This window comes from Halomonas sp. ISL-56, assembly GCF_018612805.1.
GTDB lineage: Bacteria > Pseudomonadota > Gammaproteobacteria > Pseudomonadales > Halomonadaceae > Vreelandella.
On record NZ_JAGGRO010000008.1, the window covers coordinates 158,085 to 178,408 of the forward strand.

At 55.5% G+C, this 20,324-nt stretch carries 17 protein-coding genes; 13 read left to right on the forward strand and 4 right to left on the reverse strand.

Annotated elements, in window-relative coordinates; genetic code table 11:
- Positions 1-22: 22 nt before the first annotated feature.
- Positions 23-1,639 (reverse strand): methyl-accepting chemotaxis protein, encoded by a 1,617-nt coding sequence (locus J7J49_RS06775; RefSeq protein ID WP_215091240.1) that lies wholly within the window; start codon positions 1,637-1,639, stop codon positions 23-25.
- Positions 1,640-1,788: 149 nt separating this feature from the next.
- Positions 1,789-3,405: a methyl-accepting chemotaxis protein gene (locus J7J49_RS06780; RefSeq protein ID WP_215091242.1), complete on the reverse strand. Its 1,617-nt coding sequence runs from the start codon at positions 3,403-3,405 to the stop codon at positions 1,789-1,791.
- Positions 3,406-3,649: 244 nt separating this feature from the next.
- Here J7J49_RS06780 and J7J49_RS06785 point away from each other — a divergent pair, with 244 nt between their 5' ends.
- From J7J49_RS06785 to J7J49_RS06795, 3 genes are read left to right on the forward strand one after another with little or no spacing between them, the layout of a single operon-like run.
- Entirely contained in the window at positions 3,650-4,516 is an 867-nt protein-coding gene (locus tag J7J49_RS06785; RefSeq protein WP_215091244.1) for an MBL fold metallo-hydrolase, read from the forward strand.
- Positions 4,517-4,548: 32 nt separating this feature from the next.
- Entirely contained in the window at positions 4,549-5,019 is a 471-nt protein-coding gene (locus tag J7J49_RS06790; protein ID WP_215091246.1) for a YeeE/YedE family protein, read from the forward strand.
- A 23-nt stretch (positions 5,020-5,042) separates the two neighbouring features.
- Complete coding sequence (locus J7J49_RS06795) at positions 5,043-5,453, forward strand: DUF6691 family protein (RefSeq protein ID WP_502793506.1); 411 nt, start codon at positions 5,043-5,045, stop codon at positions 5,451-5,453.
- Between the two features lie 52 nt (positions 5,454-5,505).
- Here the strand turns inward: J7J49_RS06795 and dsbG are convergent, their stop codons facing one another.
- Together dsbG and J7J49_RS06805 are read right to left on the reverse strand one after the other, a co-directional pair.
- Complete coding sequence (dsbG, locus tag J7J49_RS06800; RefSeq protein ID WP_215091250.1) at positions 5,506-6,288, reverse strand: thiol:disulfide interchange protein DsbG; 783 nt, start codon at positions 6,286-6,288, stop codon at positions 5,506-5,508.
- Between the two features lie 102 nt (positions 6,289-6,390).
- On the reverse strand, positions 6,391-8,181 hold the full coding sequence (locus tag J7J49_RS06805) for a sugar phosphorylase (protein ID WP_215091252.1): 1,791 nt from the start codon (positions 8,179-8,181) through the stop codon (positions 6,391-6,393).
- Between the two features lie 210 nt (positions 8,182-8,391).
- On the opposite strand from J7J49_RS06805, the gene nrdR reads away from it, so the two are divergent.
- The 10 genes from nrdR to J7J49_RS06855 all read left to right on the forward strand — a co-directional run bounded on the left by nrdR (position 8,392) and on the right by J7J49_RS06855 (position 20,279).
- On the forward strand, positions 8,392-8,871 hold the full coding sequence (nrdR, locus tag J7J49_RS06810; protein WP_064236299.1) for a transcriptional regulator NrdR: 480 nt from the start codon (positions 8,392-8,394) through the stop codon (positions 8,869-8,871).
- A complete protein-coding gene (gene ribD / locus J7J49_RS06815; protein ID WP_215091254.1) occupies positions 8,868-10,049 on the forward strand; it encodes a bifunctional diaminohydroxyphosphoribosylaminopyrimidine deaminase/5-amino-6-(5-phosphoribosylamino)uracil reductase RibD in 1,182 nt (393 codons plus the stop codon). Before nrdR ends, ribD begins: the two co-directional genes overlap by 4 nt.
- Before the next feature lie 181 nt (positions 10,050-10,230).
- On the forward strand, positions 10,231-11,397 hold the full coding sequence (gene ribBA / locus J7J49_RS06820) for a bifunctional 3,4-dihydroxy-2-butanone-4-phosphate synthase/GTP cyclohydrolase II (protein WP_215091256.1): 1,167 nt from the start codon (positions 10,231-10,233) through the stop codon (positions 11,395-11,397).
- Between the two features lie 46 nt (positions 11,398-11,443).
- Positions 11,444-11,932 (forward strand): 6,7-dimethyl-8-ribityllumazine synthase, encoded by a 489-nt coding sequence (gene ribH, locus J7J49_RS06825; RefSeq protein ID WP_064236302.1) that lies wholly within the window; start codon positions 11,444-11,446, stop codon positions 11,930-11,932.
- Positions 11,929-12,423, forward strand: a complete 495-nt coding sequence (gene nusB / locus J7J49_RS06830) for a transcription antitermination factor NusB (RefSeq protein WP_064236303.1) — start codon at positions 11,929-11,931, stop codon at positions 12,421-12,423. The genes ribH and nusB overlap by 4 nt, the downstream gene beginning before the upstream one ends.
- A gap of 36 nt (positions 12,424-12,459) precedes the next feature.
- A complete protein-coding gene (thiL, locus tag J7J49_RS06835) occupies positions 12,460-13,449 on the forward strand; it encodes a thiamine-phosphate kinase (protein ID WP_215091258.1) in 990 nt (329 codons plus the stop codon).
- Positions 13,446-13,919, forward strand: a complete 474-nt coding sequence (locus J7J49_RS06840; RefSeq protein ID WP_064236305.1) for a phosphatidylglycerophosphatase A family protein — start codon at positions 13,446-13,448, stop codon at positions 13,917-13,919. The genes thiL and J7J49_RS06840 overlap by 4 nt, the downstream gene beginning before the upstream one ends.
- Before the next feature lie 164 nt (positions 13,920-14,083).
- A complete protein-coding gene (locus tag J7J49_RS06845; RefSeq protein ID WP_064236306.1) occupies positions 14,084-15,340 on the forward strand; it encodes a DUF945 family protein in 1,257 nt (418 codons plus the stop codon).
- Positions 15,341-15,488: 148 nt separating this feature from the next.
- Positions 15,489-17,954 carry an endopeptidase La gene (lon, locus tag J7J49_RS06850; RefSeq protein WP_064236307.1) on the forward strand — a complete coding sequence of 822 codons (2,466 nt, stop codon included), beginning with the start codon at positions 15,489-15,491 and terminating at the stop codon, positions 17,952-17,954.
- A 156-nt stretch (positions 17,955-18,110) separates the two neighbouring features.
- A complete protein-coding gene (locus J7J49_RS06855) occupies positions 18,111-20,279 on the forward strand; it encodes a methyl-accepting chemotaxis protein (protein WP_215091260.1) in 2,169 nt (722 codons plus the stop codon).
- Positions 20,280-20,324 lie beyond the last annotated feature (45 nt).

Sequence of the window (20,324 nt, forward strand, 5' to 3'; positions counted from 1 at the left end):
TAATACATAGTTTTTGCTAGCGTTAAAAATCACTGTGCTGATGAGCCGTCCGCTTGGCGGGAGCAATGGCGGGTAAGCTTGCCTGTGCATGGCCCGCGTTTTGATTAATGCGGAAGTGGGCAACCAGCTGGCGCAGTTGATCGCTGAGCTGGGCAAGGGACTGGGTGGCGTGGTTGCTCTCTTGTACCAGGCTTGCATTCTGCTGGGTCATTTGATCCATTTGGGTCACTGCCTGGTTGACCTGTTCAATGCCGCTGCTCTGCTCGATGGTGGCCGCAGAAATCTCTTGAACGAGTGTACTAAGCTGCTTGATATCATCGACCATCCCATTGATCACATCGCCGGTATCACGCACCTGACGGCTGCCTTCCATTACTTTGCTATCCGACGCTTCGATCAAGGTTTTGATCTCTTGGGCGGCGGCAGCTGAACGGCTGGCGAGTTGGCGAACCTCATTAGCGACAACGGCAAAACCGCGCCCTTGTTCACCGGCGCGTGCAGCTTCCACCGAGGCATTAAGCGCCAAGATATTGGTTTGGAAAGCAATCCCATCAATGGTGTTAACGATACTACTCATCTGGGTAGCGCTTTCGTTAATCGTCGCCATTGTGGCGATCACCGTGGACATAGAGTCACTGCCGCGCTGGGCGCTGTCAGCGGTGCGGGTGGCAAGCGTACGCGCGTGATCGGCGTGTTCGGCATTTTGTTTCACCGTGGCGGTGAGCTGTTCCATGCTGGAGGCCGTTTCAGCCAATGAGGCAGCCTGCTCTTCGGTACGCGTGGATAGCTCTTCGTTTACCCCAACAATCTGCTCGACCCCGCTGTTGACCTGATTGGCGCCGTGGTGAATATCGCCAATGGTATTCGCCAGAGTTTCACGCATACGGTTGATATCAAACAGTAAGCTCTGCTGATCCTTCGGCGAAAGCTGGGTGGTTTGGGTCAAGTCCCCATCAGCAATATGGCGGACTACGCTGGCTGCATAGCGTGGGTCGCCCCCTAGCCTGCGTGCGACATCACGAATGACCCAGCCCATCAGCAGCGTTACCGGAAGGCCAATAATCAGCAGTATGATTACCGAACGAATCAAACCGGCAATAAAGGCTTCATTAATATCGTCGACGTAAACGCCTGCCGCGAGTGACCATTGCCACTCGGGAAGGTAGGCCACATAACTGATTTTCGGCACCTGCTCATCGCCAGTAATACGACGGGAGTAGTAGTCAACGTGCCCGCCACCGGCTTTGGCTGCCTCTCTAAAAGCGGCGTAAAGATCCATACCGCTAGCATCCTTGTACGCGCTCATGTCTTCACCGCGGGGGCGGTTGGGATGGGAAACAATCTTTAGGTCATCATCAAAGGAGAAAATATACTCCCCGCCGCCAAAGCTAACGCTGGACATATTATCGATGGCGCGCTGCTGCGCTTCTTCAAGGCCAAGCTCTCCGGCGGCGACCCGTTCTTGCAGGGCTGCAAGCTGACCATGCACGCTTTCCACCACGTACTGAATACTGTCGCGGCGTTCGCTCTCAATCGTCTGGCGATTCTCCAGGGCCAACCAGCCTACTAGCAGCAGCATGGCAATCCAGATAATGCCAAGTGTTCCCCACAGTTTTTGTGTCGTCGTTAAGCGTGTCATGTTTTTCCTAGCCGATTTGAGTAAGCAATGTAGCTCTCTATCGGCTTGAGGCGCTTATACCTTAGCGAAATTTAAAGTAAATGCTGCCGCGGCAATTTCGCTTGCCGCCGCAGCATAACCTCGTAGTGTTTCGCCGGTGTTAACAGACGCTAAAAATCGCTGAGCTGATGAGCTGCCTGCGGGGCAGGAGAGGAGGAGGGCAAGCTTGCCTGTGCATGGTCTGCGCTCTGGTTAATGTGGAAGTGGGCAACCAACTGGCGCAGTTGATCGCTGAGCTGGGCAAGAGACTGGGTGGCGTGGTTGCTCTCTTGCACCAGGCTTGCATTTTGTTGGGTCATTTGATCCATTTGGGTCACCGCCTGGTTGACCTGCTCAATGCCGCTGCTCTGCTCAATAGTGGCCGCAGAAATCTCTTGCACGAGTGTGCTGAGCTGCTTGATATCATCGACCATCCCATTGATCACATCGCCGGTATCACGCACCTGACGGCTGCCTTCCACCACTTTGCTATCTGACGCTTCGATCAAGGTTTTGATCTCTTGAGCAGCGGCGGCCGAACGGCTGGCGAGTTGGCGAACCTCATTGGCGACAACGGCAAAGCCACGTCCCTGATCGCCTGCGCGTGCGGCTTCTACTGAGGCGTTAAGCGCCAAAATATTGGTTTGGAAAGCAATCCCATCAATGGTGTTAACGATACTGCTCATCTGGGTAGCGCTTTCGTTAATTGTCCCCATGGTGGCGATTACCGTGGACATAGAGTCACTGCCGCGCTGGGCGCTGTCCGCGGTGCGGGTGGCAAGCGTACGCGCGTGATCGGCGTGTTCAGCATTTTGCTTAACTGTGGCGGTGAGTTGCTCCATGCTGGAGGCTGTTTCGGCTAACGAGGCAGCCTGCTCTTCGGTGCGCGTGGAAAGCTCTTCGTTAATGCTTACAATCTGCTCGACGCCGCTGTTGACCTGATTGGCGCCGAGGTGAATGTCGCCAATGGTACTCGCCAGGGTTTCGCGCATCCGGTTGATATTAAACAGTAAGCTCTGCTGATCCTTCGGCGAAAGCTGAGTGATTTGGGTGAGATCTCCGTCAGCAATATGTCGCACCACGCTAGCGGCGTAGCGTGGGTCACCGCCTAAACGACGCGAAACATCACGAATAACCCAGCCCATCAGAAGCGTTACCGGTAGGCCAATAATCAGCAGTATCACTATTGAGCGAATCAAGCCAGCAATGAAAACAGCATTAATATCATCGACATAAACGCCCGTCGCCAGTGACCACTGCCACTCGGGAAGGTGTGCTACGTAGCTGTTTTTTGGCAACTGTTCGTCGCCACCTGCCCGGGTAGAGTAGTAGCCAACATGGCCACCGCCCGCCTGGGCAACACGCAGCAACTCGGGGTATAACGCCATACCGCTGGCGTCTTCATAGTTGGTCATGTCAGTGCCAGGCGTGCGGGTGGGGTGGGAAACGATCAGCAAGTCGTTGTTGAAAGAGAAAATATACTCGCCAGCCCCAAAACTAACGCTAGACATATTATCGATGGCACGCTGCTGAGCTTCTTCTAGGCTGAGTTCGCCGGCGGCGACCCGTTCTTGCAATGCTTCAATTTGGCTTTGCACGCTTTCCACTACGTGCTGAATGCTGTCGCGGCGTTCGCTCTCAATCGTCTGGCGGTTCTCCCAAGCTAACCAGCCAACCAACAGCAGCATGGCAACCCAGATAATGCCCAGCGTTCCCCACAGTTTTTGTGTCGTCGTTAAGTGAGTCATGTTGTTCCTAGTTTTTGTAATTGAGTAACTTTTTTCCAATCGGCCTAATGGTTATCGGCCTAAGCGTGATAGACCTTAGCAAAATAATTCATCAACGCTGTTTGCGAATAGCTTTTTTGTCAATTGCAGCACCTTATTTTGCCAATCAAAGCACCTTTATATTCTTAAATGGTCTAAATATATAACTTAAAATGATCTATACTGATGCTTGAGTAAGCAATCACCACTGCATGGGAGGCAATCAATGCAGCGCCCAATCGTTACCTACTTTTTTGATGAACCTACAAACACTTTTAGCTATGTCGTTCAAGACCCTGGCAGCAGTGCCTGCGCGATTATTGACTCGGTGCTCGATTTTGATTACGCCGCTGGGCGAACAGACGTACGCTCCGCTGACAGCATCATTGCCTATATTCGTGAACGCCATCTGCAAGTCGCTTGGATTTTGGAGACCCATGTGCATGCCGATCACCTCTCGGCAGCGCCATACCTGCATGAACAGCTAGGCGGTAAAACTGGCATTGGTGCCAATATCGTGGCGGTACAGGAGATATTCGGTAAGGCGTTTAACGCGGGGACGGAGTTTGCCCGGGATGGCAGTCAGTTTGATGCACTGTTTAAAGAGGGAGACGAGTTCTCGGTTGGTCAGTTGCAGGGCCGTGTGCTGCATACTCCAGGCCATACCCCCGCTTGTTTAACTTATGTAGTCGGGGATGCTGCCTTTGTTGGCGATACGCTATTTATGCCGGATTATGGCACCGCACGCTGCGACTTCCCAGGTGGCGATGCGCGCACTCTTTATCACTCTATCCAAAAAGTGTTGGCGCTGCCGGAGCAAACCCGGTTGTTCCTGTGTCACGACTACAAAGCCCCCGGCCGCGAGACCTTCCAGCATGAAACCAGTGTGGCCGAACAAATCAAAGACAATATCCATGTACACGAAGGCATCAGCGAAGACGAGTTCGTGACGATGCGCACCGAGCGCGATGCCACCCTGGGCATGCCGAGACTGATTATTCCTTCGGTGCAGGTCAACATGCGTGCGGGGGAGATGCCGCCAGCGGAAGATAACGGTCAGGTTTATCTTAAAGTGCCGCTCAATTTTTTCTAACCATCAATAAATGTTAAGGCAGGAGGGTGGGCATGGATTGGATGGCAAGCCTGCATGGGCTGGCAGGCGGGGTGTTGATTGGGCTTTCTGCTACCTGGCTAATGGCAACGCTAGGACGTATCGCGGGTATCAGTGGCATCGTGGGAAATTTGATTACCCAGCGGCGACCCAAAGGCGATAGCGCTTGGCGAGTGGCTTTTTTGTTAGGGCTAATCAGTGGGTCGTTAGTGATTATGGCGCTCGGGGGTGGCTTAGGTAATGTCGCCGGTAACCCTGGTGGGGTAATTGGTGCGCCAGCAGGCGGAGTAGGGTTAATGCTAGTGGCTGGGTTGTTGGTGGGGGTAGGCACAGGGCTGGGCAGTGGCTGTACCAGCGGTCATGGCGTATGTGGACTGGCGCGCTTGGCACCTCGCTCCATGGCGGCCACCGGGATGTTTTTACTGACGGCGCTAGTGACCGTTTATATCTCGCGTCACTTGCTAGGCCTGGGCGGTGGAGCATGAATCAGTCAAGCAAGAGTCGTTGGATGAAAACAGCGGCTGGCTATACGGCGGGGCTACTTTTCGGCCTCGGTTTAGCTGTTTCAGGTATGACCGACCCCGCGCGAGTAGTGGGGTTTCTAGACGTTGCGGGCGTCTGGGATCCAACGCTGATGTTCGTATTGGGCGGGGCTGTAGTCACCACCTTTATCGGTTATCGGCTGGTGTTTGAGTGCTCAGCACCGCTGTTGGGAAGTGTCTTTCAGTTGCCTACCAAACGTGAGTTAGACGCGAAGCTGTTAGGGGGCGCTGCACTATTCGGCATTGGCTGGGGGCTTTCTGGCTTCTGTCCAGGCCCAGCGATTGCCTCTATTGGCGGTCTTTCGTTACCGCTATTGGCCATGCTGGTCACGATGGTGCTGGGTTGGTTTGCTGCTAAGCGAATGGCAGTGCCTTAGAGTGATCAAAGTGGTCTTGTGGGAAGCGGCTTTCGCGGCCTCCCACAACCCTTTACGGCGCTTCGCTGCCCATCATGTCGATCATTCGCTCATCGCTTGGCATACCCTGAATACGGTCAAGGCGCACGTTTCCGTCTTCTGTTTCACGCTGAAAAACTGAGGTGGGCGTGGCATACAGCCCCAGCTCTTCGAACAGTTGGTTGTTAGCATACACCTGTTCTTCAATTTCCCTTGGTTGGGCACTGGCTTCAATTTCTTTCTGGCCGCTCTCATGGGCATGCAGCGTAGCCGCTGGGTCGTCAGCGCCGAGTATGGTGGCTGCTTTGCCAGGGCTGTCAGGCGCTAAGATACCCACCATAATATGGCGTAGCTGAACATCACCTGCGTCTACCCAGGGGCGAACGTCCTGCCACAGCTGTTGGCAGTAGGGGCAGTTGGCATCCGTGAAGGTATAAATCAGTCTGGGGGCATCCACGTCGCCGTCTTGAACCCAGTGGCTTTCGCTTAACAGTTGCCAGGTTTGTGCCTCTAGCGGTGCGCGCACATGCTCATCCAGCTTTGCTTCGGTAAGGTCATTGCCCTCGCTATCCATCAGTGTACCGACCAACGCATGCTCGCCATCAGGTGTCAGATAAATCGCCATGTCCTGACCCTGCACGCTGGCGCCGTAGCCGCGCAAGCCGCCGGGGGCATCGAATTGGCCATGAATCTCCAAGCCTTGATCGGCCAGTGCCTGAATAGGGGCTGGGAGTTCATCGGCGTAGCTTGCAGAAGTGCCCCAAAGAGCTGTTAGTAGAAGAAAACAGCTAATGGCAGAGTGGTGTTTCAAGTGCATTGCAGCGCCTTGTTCGAATAAGAAGTGGAAGGCCAAGGGGGTATGTGCATTATACATGGGGCGTTATACCGCAACTTATGGTTTCTAAGTATTTCGACGGTATTAGCTGTCAGTCACCAACCAGCGTACCGCGTAAGGCGGAAGGGAACCTTCGGCGATCCAGGGGTTGCCAGGATCCAGCGCTTGCCAGGCGTGTTTCTTAAGTGCCTGAGTAACTGCCTCACCCATATTTTCTAAGGGAAGCGGCAGATCGGTGACGTTATACAGCGCTAATAACCGGCGGCCATCGTGCAGTGGGCCGCGCTCTACTGCCAGCAGTTCGGGTTCAGAAACCAGCACTCGTTGGGCGGCATTGGGGTGGAAGCAGGGCTCTTGACGGCGTTGGTCTAATAGCCGATTTAAGGCGTGAAAAACATCGTGGGTGGGCGTTGATTGGCTATCCAATAGCAGTTCTAGCTCACTACGCTGCCAGCGCCGACGGTTGATCGAGCGCAGTCGCCCACTGCGCTCAACGCCTTCTACGTCATTCAGTGTGCCTGTCAGGGTGTGGATATACAGCGCGGGGATGCCCTGCAAACTCAGCATAATCGCTTGGCTGCATAGAAAACGCGCAACCTGCCATGGGTCGGGGCCACGGCGGGTGCCACGCATGGCTTCAAACCAGGTGATATTGATCTCATAGGGCGTATCGCTGCCATCCGGGTTGCTACGCATGCTGACAAAGCCGCCGAATTTGTGCATCAGCTCCAGCAGCGCGTCCCGCTCGTGGTCAGGCAGCAAGCCCTCCAGAGGGCGTACGCCAATACCGTCGTGACTGGCAGTGAAGTTGAGGTAAGTGCAGTGGTCGGGCAGTACCGGCAGGCTGGAAAGCCAGGTCTGTAGTGTGCTCGCTTCACCCCGGGTGAGGGTGTGCAGTAGCAGGGGGGGGAGGGCAAATTGATACACCATATGGGCTTCGTCGGGCTGGCCTGCAGGCAGCCGATCTAAGCCAAAATAACTGATGTTTTCCTGGTGGGGCACATTGGTTTCGGTAATCAACAGCGTGCCCGGGGCCACATAATCTACAATCGCCCGCAGCAGCCGCACCACGGTGTGGGTTTCCGGCAGGTGGATACAGGACGTTCCAAGCCGCTTCCACAGAAAGGCCACCGCATCCAAACGCACAATCCGCGTGCCTTGCTCCAGGTAGAACAGCAGAATGCCCACGAACTCCAGCAGCACATCCGGGTTTTCGAAGTTAAGGTCAAGCTGGTCTTCGGAGAAGGTCGCCCATAGATAGCGGGTGCCGCGCCGAGTGGAAATGGGTACCAGTAGCGGGCTGCTGCGCGGGCGCACCACTTGGGAAACGTCGGTATCCGGGTCGACCTCGATGAAATAGTCGCGCCCCGGCAGACTGCCGCTCAGATAATCGACAAACCACAGGGATTCCCTAGAGACATGGTTGAGCACTAGGTCGGCCATCAGGTCGTAGTGACTGGCGAGTTCGCGGATATGCGACCAGTCGCCGAGATCGGTGTTGACTTCCCGGTAGTGAATCACCGAAAAACCGTCGTCGCTGCTCCACGGAAAGAAGGGCAGAACGTGCACGCCGCTGATGCGATCGCCCAGCCGGGCTTGAAGAAAATCGCTAAGCACGGCCAGCGGTGGCTTATCCTCTTCGATAATCGAGTCGCCATAGCTGATCACCCACTGATCCTTTTCGCTCCAGGAAGGTGCGTTATTAGCGTTGGCTGCTACTGGGTTGGATGAAAAGGGGACAAGCGACTGGAAATGCTCCAAACGCTGGTTTAAGCGGCGCTGCACTTCGCCTGCCCGGGGCCCGTAAAGGTGGCTGAGGTAGTCATGAACGGTATTTGAAAATGTGTCGTGGACGGTCTGCTCAAAGGGGGGCATGGGTGACTCCTGATAAACAATCTGCCACAAACGCTGCAGCTTGTGTGCCAAATCGTTACAATACGTAGTTGATATCGCGCTTAAACACTAAGATACATTAGCTTATGGCAGTTGCTACTGCGAAACGCCATTAATAGCACACACATTGACAGGTTATAACACGCAAACTCGTGGAGCACGCCGACACGAGCTGACAACAGGTTGACCGCCATGCATTGCCCTTTTTGTGGTGCAAACGATACTCGAGTGACCGATTCGCGGCTGGTAGCCGACGGCGACCAGGTACGCCGTCGCCGCCAGTGTGCGAGCTGCCATGAGCGCTTTACCACCTACGAGACTGCTGAATTGGTAATGCCGCGGGTGGTGAAGTCCGATGGCTCCCGAGAGAGTTTCAATGAAGCCAAACTGCGGGCAGGCATGCTGCGCGCGCTGGAAAAACGCCCGGTCAGTGCTGAAGCCACTGAAGCGGCGGTGGAACGTATCCGTCAAACCCTGCGCGCTCGGGGTGATCGTGAGATCAATGCTCGGGATATCGGTGAGTCGGTCATGCAAGCGCTTAAAACCCTCGACCATGTGGCCTATATCCGCTTCGCCTCGGTGTATCGCAAGTTCCAGGATCTGGATGAATTTCGCGCTGAGATTGATCGGCTTTCCCAAGAGCCCTCAAACAAGAGCGGGCCGTCAAAATGAGCAGCTTTAGCCAAGCCGACCACCGCTATATGGCGCGGGCGCTGCAACTGGCGAAAAAGGGCTTATATACCACGGATCCCAACCCGCGGGTTGGCTGTGTGATTGTGCGTGATGAGCAAATTGTCGGTGAAGGCTTCCACCTGCGTGCCGGTGAACCTCATGCCGAAATCCACGCGTTAAAGGCCGCCGGAGATCGGGCTCAGGGGGCGACCGCCTACGTGACTTTGGAGCCCTGTTCCCACACCGGGCGCACCGGCCCCTGTGCGGTAGCATTGAAGGACGCCAGCGTGTCACGGGTAGTAATCGCGATGGAAGATCCCAACCCCCAGGTGAGTGGTCGCGGCATTCGCATGCTTGAAGAGGGCGGTGTCGAGGTTGCTGTGGGCTTGCTTGAGAGTGAAGCGCGCGGGTTGAACCCCGGCTTTATTGCTCGCATGACCCAAAAACGGCCCTTTGTGCGCCTGAAAATGGCGATGAGTTTAGACGGCCGTACTGCCATGGGGTCAGGGGAGTCCCAGTGGATTACTGGGCCTGAAGCGCGTACCCAGGTGCAGCGGCTGAGGGCACGCTCCAGTGCCATATTGAGCGGAGTGGAGTCGCTTATCATGGACGACTCACGGCTGACGCTTCGCAAAGAGCAGCTTCATCTCGACAATGTTGACGACGTGGTTTGCCGCCAGCCGCTGCGGGTGATTTTAGATACCCACTTGCGCTTACCCCTGGCGGCGGCCTGTTTAAGCGAGCCAGGGCGGACGCTAGTGATCACTACGCCAGACCACTCGGAAGAGAAGCGCGAACGGCTAATCCAAGCGGGTGCGGAAGTTCAGATAGTGCCCGCTGGGAGCGATGGCCGTATCGATCTAGTGGCAATGCTGCAGTGGTTAGCGGAAAATGAGCAGGTTAACGAACTGCTGGTGGAAACCGGTGCGACGCTGGCAGGCGCTATGCTTGATGCGGCGCTGGTCGATGAACTGCAGCTGTTCGTCGCCCCCACGCTGTTAGGTGGCGAAGCACGGCCGCTTTTTGCGCTGCCAGGGCTCGCGCGCATGGCCGACCAGCGACGTTTAACCATCCATGATATGCGGGCGGTGGGGCGTGATTGGCGCATTATCGCCTCGCCTCAGGCGACTAGCGCAACGGGCGCATCTGGTGAATTTAGCGAGAGCAAGGTACCCTGACGCGCAAAATCATGACTAATTTTGCACGGTACGTTTTCTTTGCGACAACTGCTCATGGCAATTGTTTGTGATACTTGTTGATGAGAATCGTTGTTGAGAACCGTTGATGAAAACCGTTTATAAAAGCCGTTCGTGATAACCGTTCATGAAAACCGCTCATGAAAAAAAGACTGGAGATTCCATGGCGCACCCCTCCTCTAGAGGCTTAGCCCCTATCGCCGAACTGGTTGAAGATATTCGCCAGGGCAAAATGGTGATTCTCATGGACGATGAGGATCGCGAAAATGAAGGTGATATCATCATGGCCGCAGAAAAAGTGCAGGCCGAGCATATCAACTTTATGGCCCGTTTCGCCCGTGGCTTGATCTGTATGCCGATGACCCGGGCCCGCTGCGAGCAGCTTAATTTGCCGCTGATGGTGCGTGATAACGGCTCTGGTTTTGGTACCAAATTTACCCTGTCGATTGAGGCCACCGAAGGCGTCACGACCGGTATTTCCGCGTCGGACCGAGCGCGCACAGTGCAGGCAGCGGCAGCGCCCCATGCCAAGCCGTCCGATATCGTCCAGCCGGGCCATATCTTTCCGTTAATGGCTGAGCCGGGCGGTGTGCTGCGCCGTGCAGGGCATACGGAAGCAGCGTGTGATTTGGCGGCACTGGCAGGCTGTGACCCTAGCGGTGTAATCTGCGAAGTCATGAACGATGATGGCAGCATGGCGCGTCGTCCTGAACTCGAAGCTTTTGCCCAAGAGCACGACATTAAAATCGGCACCATCGCCGACCTGATTCACTACCGCATCGTTAATGAGCAGACCATCGATCATCTGGAAGCGTCGACAGTGATGACTTCCCATGGCGAACTGACGCTGCACGTGTTCCGTGATCGCATTCAGGGCGCCCATCATTTGGCGCTGGTGAACGGTCAACCAACACCTGAACAGGCCACCACTGTGCGCGTGCACCTCACCGATACGCTGCGCGACGTGATGGGTTTAATGAAAGACGAACAGTGCCGCTGGGATGCTCACCGGGCGTTGGAAGAGATTGCCGGTTCCACGCCAGGCGTGTTTGTGTTGATCGATGACGGCCGCCCGCATCAAGATTTAAAAGATCAGCTGGATATCTTTTTGGATCGCGTGCGCCAGCCGCGTACCAGTGATTCTGACGGTGCCGGTAACTATTTAACTATCGGCACCGGTTCACAGATTCTCCGCTATTTAGGCGTAGGTAAAATGCGCTTACTTAGCTCACCGTGGAAGTTCTCCGCGTTGTCCGGCTTTGACCTTGAAGTTGTTGAGCGTCTGGGGCCCAACGACACGACGTATGAGCCAACCTCTCAGCAGGACTAATTCAGCAGGACTAGTTCAGCAAGACTCATTTAGCAGGAATAAATTGATGCACTCCTTGACGCAAGTTGAAGGTACCTTTGTTGATGTCGATGGCCACTATGTCATCGTGGTCGGTCGTTTTAACCATCACGTGGTGGATAGCCTGGTGGAAGGCGCTGTCGATAGCTTGACCCGCCACGGCGTAGATGCCGAGCATATTCATATTGTTCACGTGCCGGGTGCCTGGGAACTGCCGTTGGCGGTGAAGCGCGTGCTGAAGGTGATGAAACCCGATGCAGTGATTGCCTTGGGCGCGGTGATCCGCGGTGGAACGCCTCACTTTGAGTACGTGGCGGGTGGCTGTAATACCGCGATCAACCACTTGCAGCTTGAGTTTGATACCCCGGTGGCTAACGGCGTGTTAACCGTTGAAAGCATCGAACAAGCGATTGAGCGTGCGGGCACCAAAGCCGGTAACAAGGGCACCGAGGCTGCTATGGCGGCCATGGAAATGGTCTCCTTGCTGCGCGCGCTGCCGTTAGGAGATAACCAATGAGCGAGCGTAAACCCTCTGCCGCTCAGCAGGGCCGCCACGCGGCGCGTGAGTTAACCGTGCAGGGGCTTTATCAGTGGCACATGACGGGAAAATCCATCACTACGATTGAAGCCGAGTTTCGTAGCCAGGTGGCTGATGATGATCTGGAAGATCATGAAAACTGGGTCAAGGTAATGGAAATTGCCGATAAGGCGCTGTTTCACGAGTTGCTGCATAATACCGTGCGTTTTAAGGCGGAACTGGATCGTGAAATCTCCCCTCTGCTAGACCGTCGGCTGGAAGATCTTGATGCGGTCGAGTTGGCAATTTTGCGCTTAGGCGCTTACGAGCTTTCCCGGCGCATGGAAGTACCCTATCGTGTAGTGATTAACGAAGGCGTTGAGTTGGCCAAGTCATTTGGCGCCACCGACGGCCATAAATACGTGAACGGCATTCTCGACAAGCTGGCGATTCGCTTGCGCAGTGCCGAGGTCACCGCTCGCCGTCTTTGAACGCGAGCGGTATGCCAATGCGTTTAAGGGGCCTTTGTGCTTGCCGAATTTGATTTGATTCGACGCTACTTTATGTCGTCGCAGGAGGCGTCGACCGCGTCAAATGGCGTCACACTAGGATGTGGAGACGATGCCACGCTACTGGTACCGCAAGCCAGCCAACAGCTGGCTGTAAGCGTTGATACCTCGGTAGTGGATGTACACTTTCCCCGCGAAGCCCCGCCGTTCGCGGTGGGTCATCGTGCCTTGGCCGTTGCGCTGAGCGATTTGGCCGCTATGGGGGCGACTTCACGCTGGTGCTTAATGGCGTTGACTCTGGATCAGCGCCAATTCGCCGATGATGATGCGGCACACGCTTGGCTGGCCGACTATGCGCATGGCTTTCATGCTCTGAGTCAGCAACACGCCACGACGCTGGTGGGGGGGGACGTCACTTCTGGTGCGCTCTCTATAGGCGTAACCGTGATGGGTGAAGTCCCAGTGGGCGAAGCCTTGACCCGTGGCGGTGCCCAAGCGGGAGATTTGATTGCCGTCACTGGTGCATTGGGCGGTGGCGCAGGCGGGCTGGCGCTTTGGCAGCAGGGGGAGCGTGATCTGGCGCATCCGCTGTTAAGCCGCTATCTATTGCCGCAGCCGCGCTTGGCTGCAGGCCTGGCGCTACGTGGCCTAGCTACCGCGGCACTGGATATTTCCGACGGGCTGCTGGCCGACCTGGCACATCTTCGCGAGGCTTCGCAAGTAGGCGCCGTCATCTCGTTAGACGCGCTACCACTAGCAGACGAGCTGGAAAGCACGCTAGGCCGGGAGGCAGCTTTACAGGCGGCGCTTTCCGGCGGCGATGATTATGAGCTGCTAGTAACGTTAAGTGCCAACGACGTAGCCAAGGCGCAGCAGCGCCTTGCGCCATTAGGCTTGACGCTGACCATCATTGGCCACTGCTGTGAAGCGCTCGGGGTGAGTGCCTCTGACCAGAGTGACCTAAACAGCTACGCCGGCTGGCAGCATTTTAGTGGGGAAGCGCCATGAATCGTGCACCTAAAAGTGTCTGGCGTCGCCCAACGCATTTTTTTGCCTTTGGTTTAGGCAGTGGTACGGTGCCTTGGGCACCGGGCACCTTTGGCACGCTAGCGGCAATTCCGTTTTACTGGATGATGGCGGAATTGCCCCTGGGGTGGTACCTGAGTATTTGTTTAGTCGCCTTTGTTGTCGGCGTTTGGCTATGCGATAAAACGTCTCATGACTTAGGCGTACACGACCACTCCGGTATCGTTTGGGATGAGTTTGTGGGGTACTGGCTAACCATGGCGGCGGTGCCTTTTTCCTGGGAAGCAGCGTTATGGGGCTTCATTGTTTTCCGCATCTTCGATGTCTTTAAACCCTGGCCAATACGCTGGGCAGACCGCCGCGTCGCGGGCGGTTTTGGCATTATGATTGATGATGTAATGGCAGGGGTCTACGCCTGGAGTACTATGCACCTGTGGTTCTGGCTACACTAAACTGATTAAGTGGTAAGTGGTAAGTGGTAAGTGGTAAGTGGTAAGTGGTAAGTGGTAAGTGGTAAGTGGTAAGTGGTAAGTGGTAAGTGGTAAGTGGTAGGCAGGGGCGGTTGATAACTTTTTCGAGTGCATTGGCTGCAAGGCGTTAGCTTCAAGGAGGTAGCATGCGCAAGGAACGTTTGATTGTCCCCACCCTGGCGATAATCGCCGTGATATGGGTGGCAGCGCAATTGCTCTCCAGCGTTCTATTTGAACGCAGTCTGCGCCAAGCGCTGGAAGATCTGGAGGCGCGGGGAGAGTGGCGCGTCAACCGCACTGAGAACCACCAAGGCTGGCTAAGTTCCCAAGGTAGGCTGATTTTATCACCACTGCTGGGTCGACCATGGCGCCTTGAGCTTACCTACAACGCGCGTCACGGTATTTTAAGCACCGATGTTGAAGGCACTGTGTTGCCGCGCCTGGATACCGTGTTGCAACAAGCCGTGGGTGAAGTTTCTGCCCCCTCGGTACCGCGCTGGCAAGGGCGCTACCATACCCTGAGCGGTCATAGCGAGTTGCGCCTTGCGCTTGCTCCCTTCGTTATTCAGCAAAATGGACGAGAGTTAGCCGTCCGCGGTGGACGGCTACGCTTAGAAGGCGTGTTTGGTGATTGGCGACTACGTGCGCTGTTCGATCAACTTACTCTGATCGATGGTATGGCCCAGCTTGCGTTAGGGCCTACGGAGCTTGAAAGCCGTTATACCTATACCGACGGGGCCTACCACTTTGCTCAACGCGACCACCTGCATATTGAAACGCTGACGCTCAGCTACCCCTCCTACGATATCCAGCTGTCGCCGCTCGATCTAAATAGCCATATGGTGCTGGATGAGAGCGAGCTACGTATCAAAGGCGACCTAGAGTTGGGTGATGTGATGGTGCCTTCTGAAGCACCTGACATGCCCCTGCTCAATGGCCGTATAGAGATGGAGCTCTCCCGGCTGAATGCCGATGCGGTTCGTCATGTAATTCGCCGTTTGCGCCAGGAAGCCGCCTGGGGAGACGCTAGTCTCCCCATGGCCGAAGGGTTGCTGGCACGCCTTGAGCCGGATCTGCGCAAAGTACTTAGCGACTCGCCGCGCTTAGATGTCATGACCATTGCTATCGACAGCCCGCTATTGGGTATTCGCTTGGATGCGGATGGCGCGCTGTTTTTTGATGCCCGCCAGTTGGATGAGCTTAGCGTGGTTAACCTCGACAAACAGAAAGAGCAGGCGAAATGGCTAGAGCGCATTGACGGCGATTTTACCTGGCATGAAGCGCCCACCGTCGCTGCGCTATGGTTAGGGCTGCCGCTCGGCACCCGTGAGCTGCAATTTGATGTGGTGCGCGGCGTATGGCGAATCAATGGCCGCCCAATGCCCGAGCTTTGGCCTCAATAATTTAAAAGCAACGCTTAACTACGGTCGCAGGTAGCGCTGTTAAGCAAGCTGTTCTACTCCCCAAGGGTTGAAGTTTAGCTGCACTGCCCGCATTCCATGGACAACGCTAGGCGGTTATCACCGCCGGTACCGGTTCATTGGAGGATGCATGAGCGACCAGGATTACGAACGTGATAATGAACACCTTGACTGGCAAACTGATGATGAACAGTCATCCTCAACGACTGCTGATGAAAAGGGCAATCAAGATTTTCGCTCTGACGGCGAACGGGTAAACTCCCTAGTGCCCGCAAGCGAAATGCTGCCCGAACGTATTTATCTCCTGCCTATTCATAATCGACCTTTCTTCCCTGCCCAGGTGCAGCCATTGGTGGTCAATCGCGAGCGCTGGGAAGAGACCATGCGTCGCGTGGGCAACACGCCGCACCACACCTTAGGCGTTGCCTTTGTGGGCGAGCAGGGCGTTACCTCCCTGGATCATGAAGGCTTTCCAGAGATCGGTACCGCGGTCAAGGTGCATAAGCTCAAGGGCGAAGACGATCAGATTCAGTTTATCGCCCAGGGCTTACAGCGCTTCAAAATTACCCGCTGGCTCTCCAAAGAGCCGCCATACCTCGTCGAAGTCACCTATCCGAAAGAGCCGGTTGACGCGGAGAATGAAGAGACCCGCGCTTACGCCATGGCGATTATCAACGGCATTAAAGAGCTGCTGCCGATTAACCCGCTGTATGGCGAAGAGCTCAAGCACTACCTTAACCGCTTTAGCCCCCATCAGCCTGGGCCGTTGACCGATTTTGCCGCCGCGATCACTTCCGCCAAAGGCCCCGAACTCCAGGATGTGCTGGCCACTCTGTCGGTGGAAGAGCGGATGCAGAAAGTGCTGCCGCTACTGCGTAAAGAGATCGATGTAGCACTGCTACAGGGCGAGATCAGCGAGCAGGTGAACGCGCAAATGCAGGATCGCCAGCGTGAGTTCTTCCTGCGTGAGCAGCTCAAGGTCATCCAGCGAGAGTTGGGTATTTCCAAGGATGATCGCGAAAACGACGTGGATACCTTTAGAGCGCGTTTGGAGTCGCTGGTTGTGCCCGAACGCGTTCAGTCGCGTATTGATGATGAACTCAATAAGCTCAGCGTGTTGGAGACCGGCTCGCCGGAGTATGGCACCACGCGTAACTACCTGGATTGGCTAACGTCGCTGCCCTGGGGGGTGACTAGCCAGGATCAGTTAGATCTACCCCATGCCCGCCAGGTGCTAGATCGTGACCATGACGGCTTGAAAGATGTTAAAGAGCGTATTATCGAATTTCTGGCCGAGGGCACTTTTAAAGGTGACGTAGGCGGCTCGATTGTGCTGTTGGTCGGCCCGCCGGGGGTGGGTAAAACGTCTATCGGGCGTTCGATTGCCGAAGCACTAGGGCGCCAGTTCTACCGCTTCTCGGTGGGTGGTATGCGCGATGAAGCAGAAATCAAGGGCCATCGGCGTACCTATGTCGGCGCTATGCCCGGCAAACTGGTGCAAGCCTTTAAGGAAGTTGAGGTCGAAAACCCCGTTATCATGTTGGATGAGATCGATAAGCTAGGGCAGTCCTTCCAGGGCGACCCTGCCTCGGCGCTGCTGGAAGTGCTTGATCCCGAGCAGAACGTCGACTTCCTCGATCATTATCTTGATGTACGCATGGATCTCTCCAAAGTGCTGTTTATATGCACCGCCAATACTCTGGACTCGATCCCAGGGCCTCTGCTCGACCGCATGGAGCAGATCCGTCTTTCCGGCTATATCGCCGAAGAGAAGCTGGCAATTGCCAAGAATCACCTTTGGCCGAAGCTGCTCAAGCGCGACAACCTGACGAAAAAGCGTATCAGCCTGTCCGATGCGGCCTTAAAGCAGGTGATTGATGGCTACGCCCGCGAAGCCGGGGTGCGTCAATTGGAGAAACAGCTACACCGCATTGTGCGTAAATCGGCCGTTAAGCTACTCGAAGAGGAGAGCGAAACGGTCAAGATCTCGGTTAAAAACCTGGAGGAGTTCTTAGGCGCGCCGATCTTCCGTAAGGAAAAAGTGCTGACCGGCGAAGGGGTGGTCACCGGCTTGGCGTGGACGTCCATGGGTGGGGCAACGCTACCCATCGAAGCGGGCAAAGTACACTCGCTGGATCGCGGCTTTAAGCTTACCGGTAAACTGGGCGAAGTAATGCAGGAGTCCGCTAATATCGCCTACAGCTATACCTTGGGCCACCTGCAGGAGTATGGCGCCGATGCGGATTTCTTTGACTCGGCGTTTGTGCACCTGCACGTTCCCGAGGGCGCCACGCCGAAAGATGGTCCTTCGGCCGGTGTCACCATGACCACTGCGCTGCTGTCATTAGCTAAGCATCATGCGATTGATCGGCCTTTGGCAATGACCGGGGAACTCACCCTCACCGGTCAAGTGCTCCCCGTTGGCGGTATTCGCGAAAAAGTGATTGCCGCCCGGCGCAGCGATATCTTTGAATTAATTCTGCCCGATGCCAATAAGCGTGATTACGAAGAGTTGCCGGACTACCTGAAAGAGGGCATGACGGTGCACTTTGCCAAGCGCTACCGCGACGTAGCAGATGTGGTGTTTGGCCGCTAACAAACGGCTGATTTAGAAACTAATTTAACGGTTTTTAAGCGTCTTACGGAAGTAAGGCGCTTTTTTTGCATTTGTTCACTGGTTTGCTGACAAGAATCGCAGTGATAATAGCGTATGATTGAATAAAATTAAGAATATCTAATTCTTGGAGAGCTAATGCGCAATAACCAGCCAGTGACACAACGTGAGTATGTTTTGAGCGAAGAGGCGGTACTCATCTCTCGCTCGGATTTAAAAGGCAATGTCACTTATGCCAATCCCACCTTCGTTGAGGTCAGTGGCTATAGCCGTGAAGAGCTAATCGGCGCCCCGCACAATCTCCTACGCCACCCTGATATGCCCGAAGCCGCTTATGCGGATTTCTGGAAAACCATCCAAGCTGGGGTTACTTGGCAAGGCGTGGTCAAGAACCGACGTAAGAATGGCGATCACTACTGGGTGCATGCGACGGTAGCGCCACTGCGGGACGGTGAGCGGATCGTTGGCTACACCTCTGTGCGCCGCAAAGCCGCCGGTAAAACCGTTGCCCGGGCAGAAAAAATCTACGCGGATATTCGCGAAAAGGGCAAATCCCGTCACTACTCGCTAGCCCATGGCACGCTAAGGCGTAAAGGCTTGGTCGGTATGTTGTCGCGCTTTCAGTTTTCTAGCCTGAAAGCCAAACTCACCAGTATGGTGGTGGTATCGCTGCTGCTGCTCTGCTTTTCGGGTGGGTTGGGCGTATACGCGGTGATGGTCTCCGGCGAACGGTTGGAAACACTTAATCGGTCAGGCTTGAGTGATGTTGCCTCTCTGCAGCATATAGAGCGTTACATTGGCCAAACGGTTGATGTGCTGGAGCCTACAGTACGCAGCCCTCGCCGTGCTGACCTGGATGCCGTCAACGCAGAGGTAGGCCAATATACCGAGGCCATGCAGACACTTTGGGCAGGCTACTATGCGGGAGATACGCTGACAAATGAGGCCGCTCAGGCCTTCGATAATGCGCTGACCACCTGGGAGGCTGGGGTACAGGCCAGCTTGGTGGCGATTCAGGAAGCAAATGGATTCGCGGCCTTCGAAGCGTTTAATGATGTGGTGGTGCCGACTACTGAATCACTGCGCGAGATGAATAGCACCCTGGTCGAGCAGGTGCGTGCCGATGCCGAAGCCTTGGTCGCCGAAGCGCAAGGGGGGCGTCAACAGTTGCTAATAGCGCAGCTGGTGCTGCTGGCCGTTGGCTTTTTAGTTATGATTTGCCTGAGCGTTATGATTCTGAAATCGGTGTTTCGTAGCCTATCCGGCGCGCGGTATATCACTTTCCAAATTGCCGCAGGTAACTTGGCCGCCCGGGAGCGGCGTCAAACCAACGATGAGTTGGGCGAGCTACTTTATTCCCTGGACACCATGCGCTTTAGCCTTTCCAGCATCGTAGGCGATGTAGAGAGCCGTGTCTCGGTGGTCACTCCAGCGATTCAGCAGATAGCTGCTGAAAACGAAGAGCTCTCTTCGCGTACCGAGCAGCAGGCATCGTCGCTTCAGCAGACCGCCTCGAGTATGGAGGAGATGACCTCGACGGTTCAGCAAAACACTGAGAATGCCCGCCAGGCTACCGACTTAGCGGTGCAAAATGCTGCCAGCACCCGCGAGACCGGTCAGCAAATGCAACAGTTGGTAGAGCGCATGCAGCGTATCGCCCAAAGTGCCGAAAAGATGACTGAGATGATCAGCGTGATCGACGGCATAGCCTTTCAAACCAATATCCTGGCGTTGAACGCCTCGGTGGAGGCTGCTCGCGCGGGCGAACATGGACGGGGCTTTGCGGTGGTCGCCAGTGAAGTGCGCAACCTGGCTGGGCGCAGTGCGGATGCCGCCCAGGAAATTCGTAAGATGATTGATAGCACCACCCAGGAAGTCAGCGGTGGCCGCAGTGCGGTGGAGCAGGCCGAACGCGCGATTGAAGAGGTCTCTCAACAGGTGAGTCGCGTCAGTGAGCTGATGGAGTCGATCAGCACGGCCTCCAGCGAGCAGAGCAGTGGCATTGGGCAAATAAACTCGGCGATTGCCGAAATGGATCTTGTCACTCAGCAGAATGCCTCCAAAGTGCAGTCGATTGCGGCGTCAGCCGATAATCTCTCACTTGAAGCCTTTGAACTCGCTAACGTGGTTGATGCATTCCGGTTGGAAGGCGCCCAAGATGAGAGCATCAAAGAGGCGCGGGCGAAGTTACAGCGCGCTAACCAGGCGCTCAGCAAAGCCGCTCGCAGCTTGCCTAGCCCTTCTGAACATCGCAGTGCGAAGCCACCCGCAACGCAACCTCGCGCCGACCAGTGGGAAGAGTTCTAGCGCTGTGGGTAACGCTGTTAGGCGATTGATTTGCCTTTGTTCGTT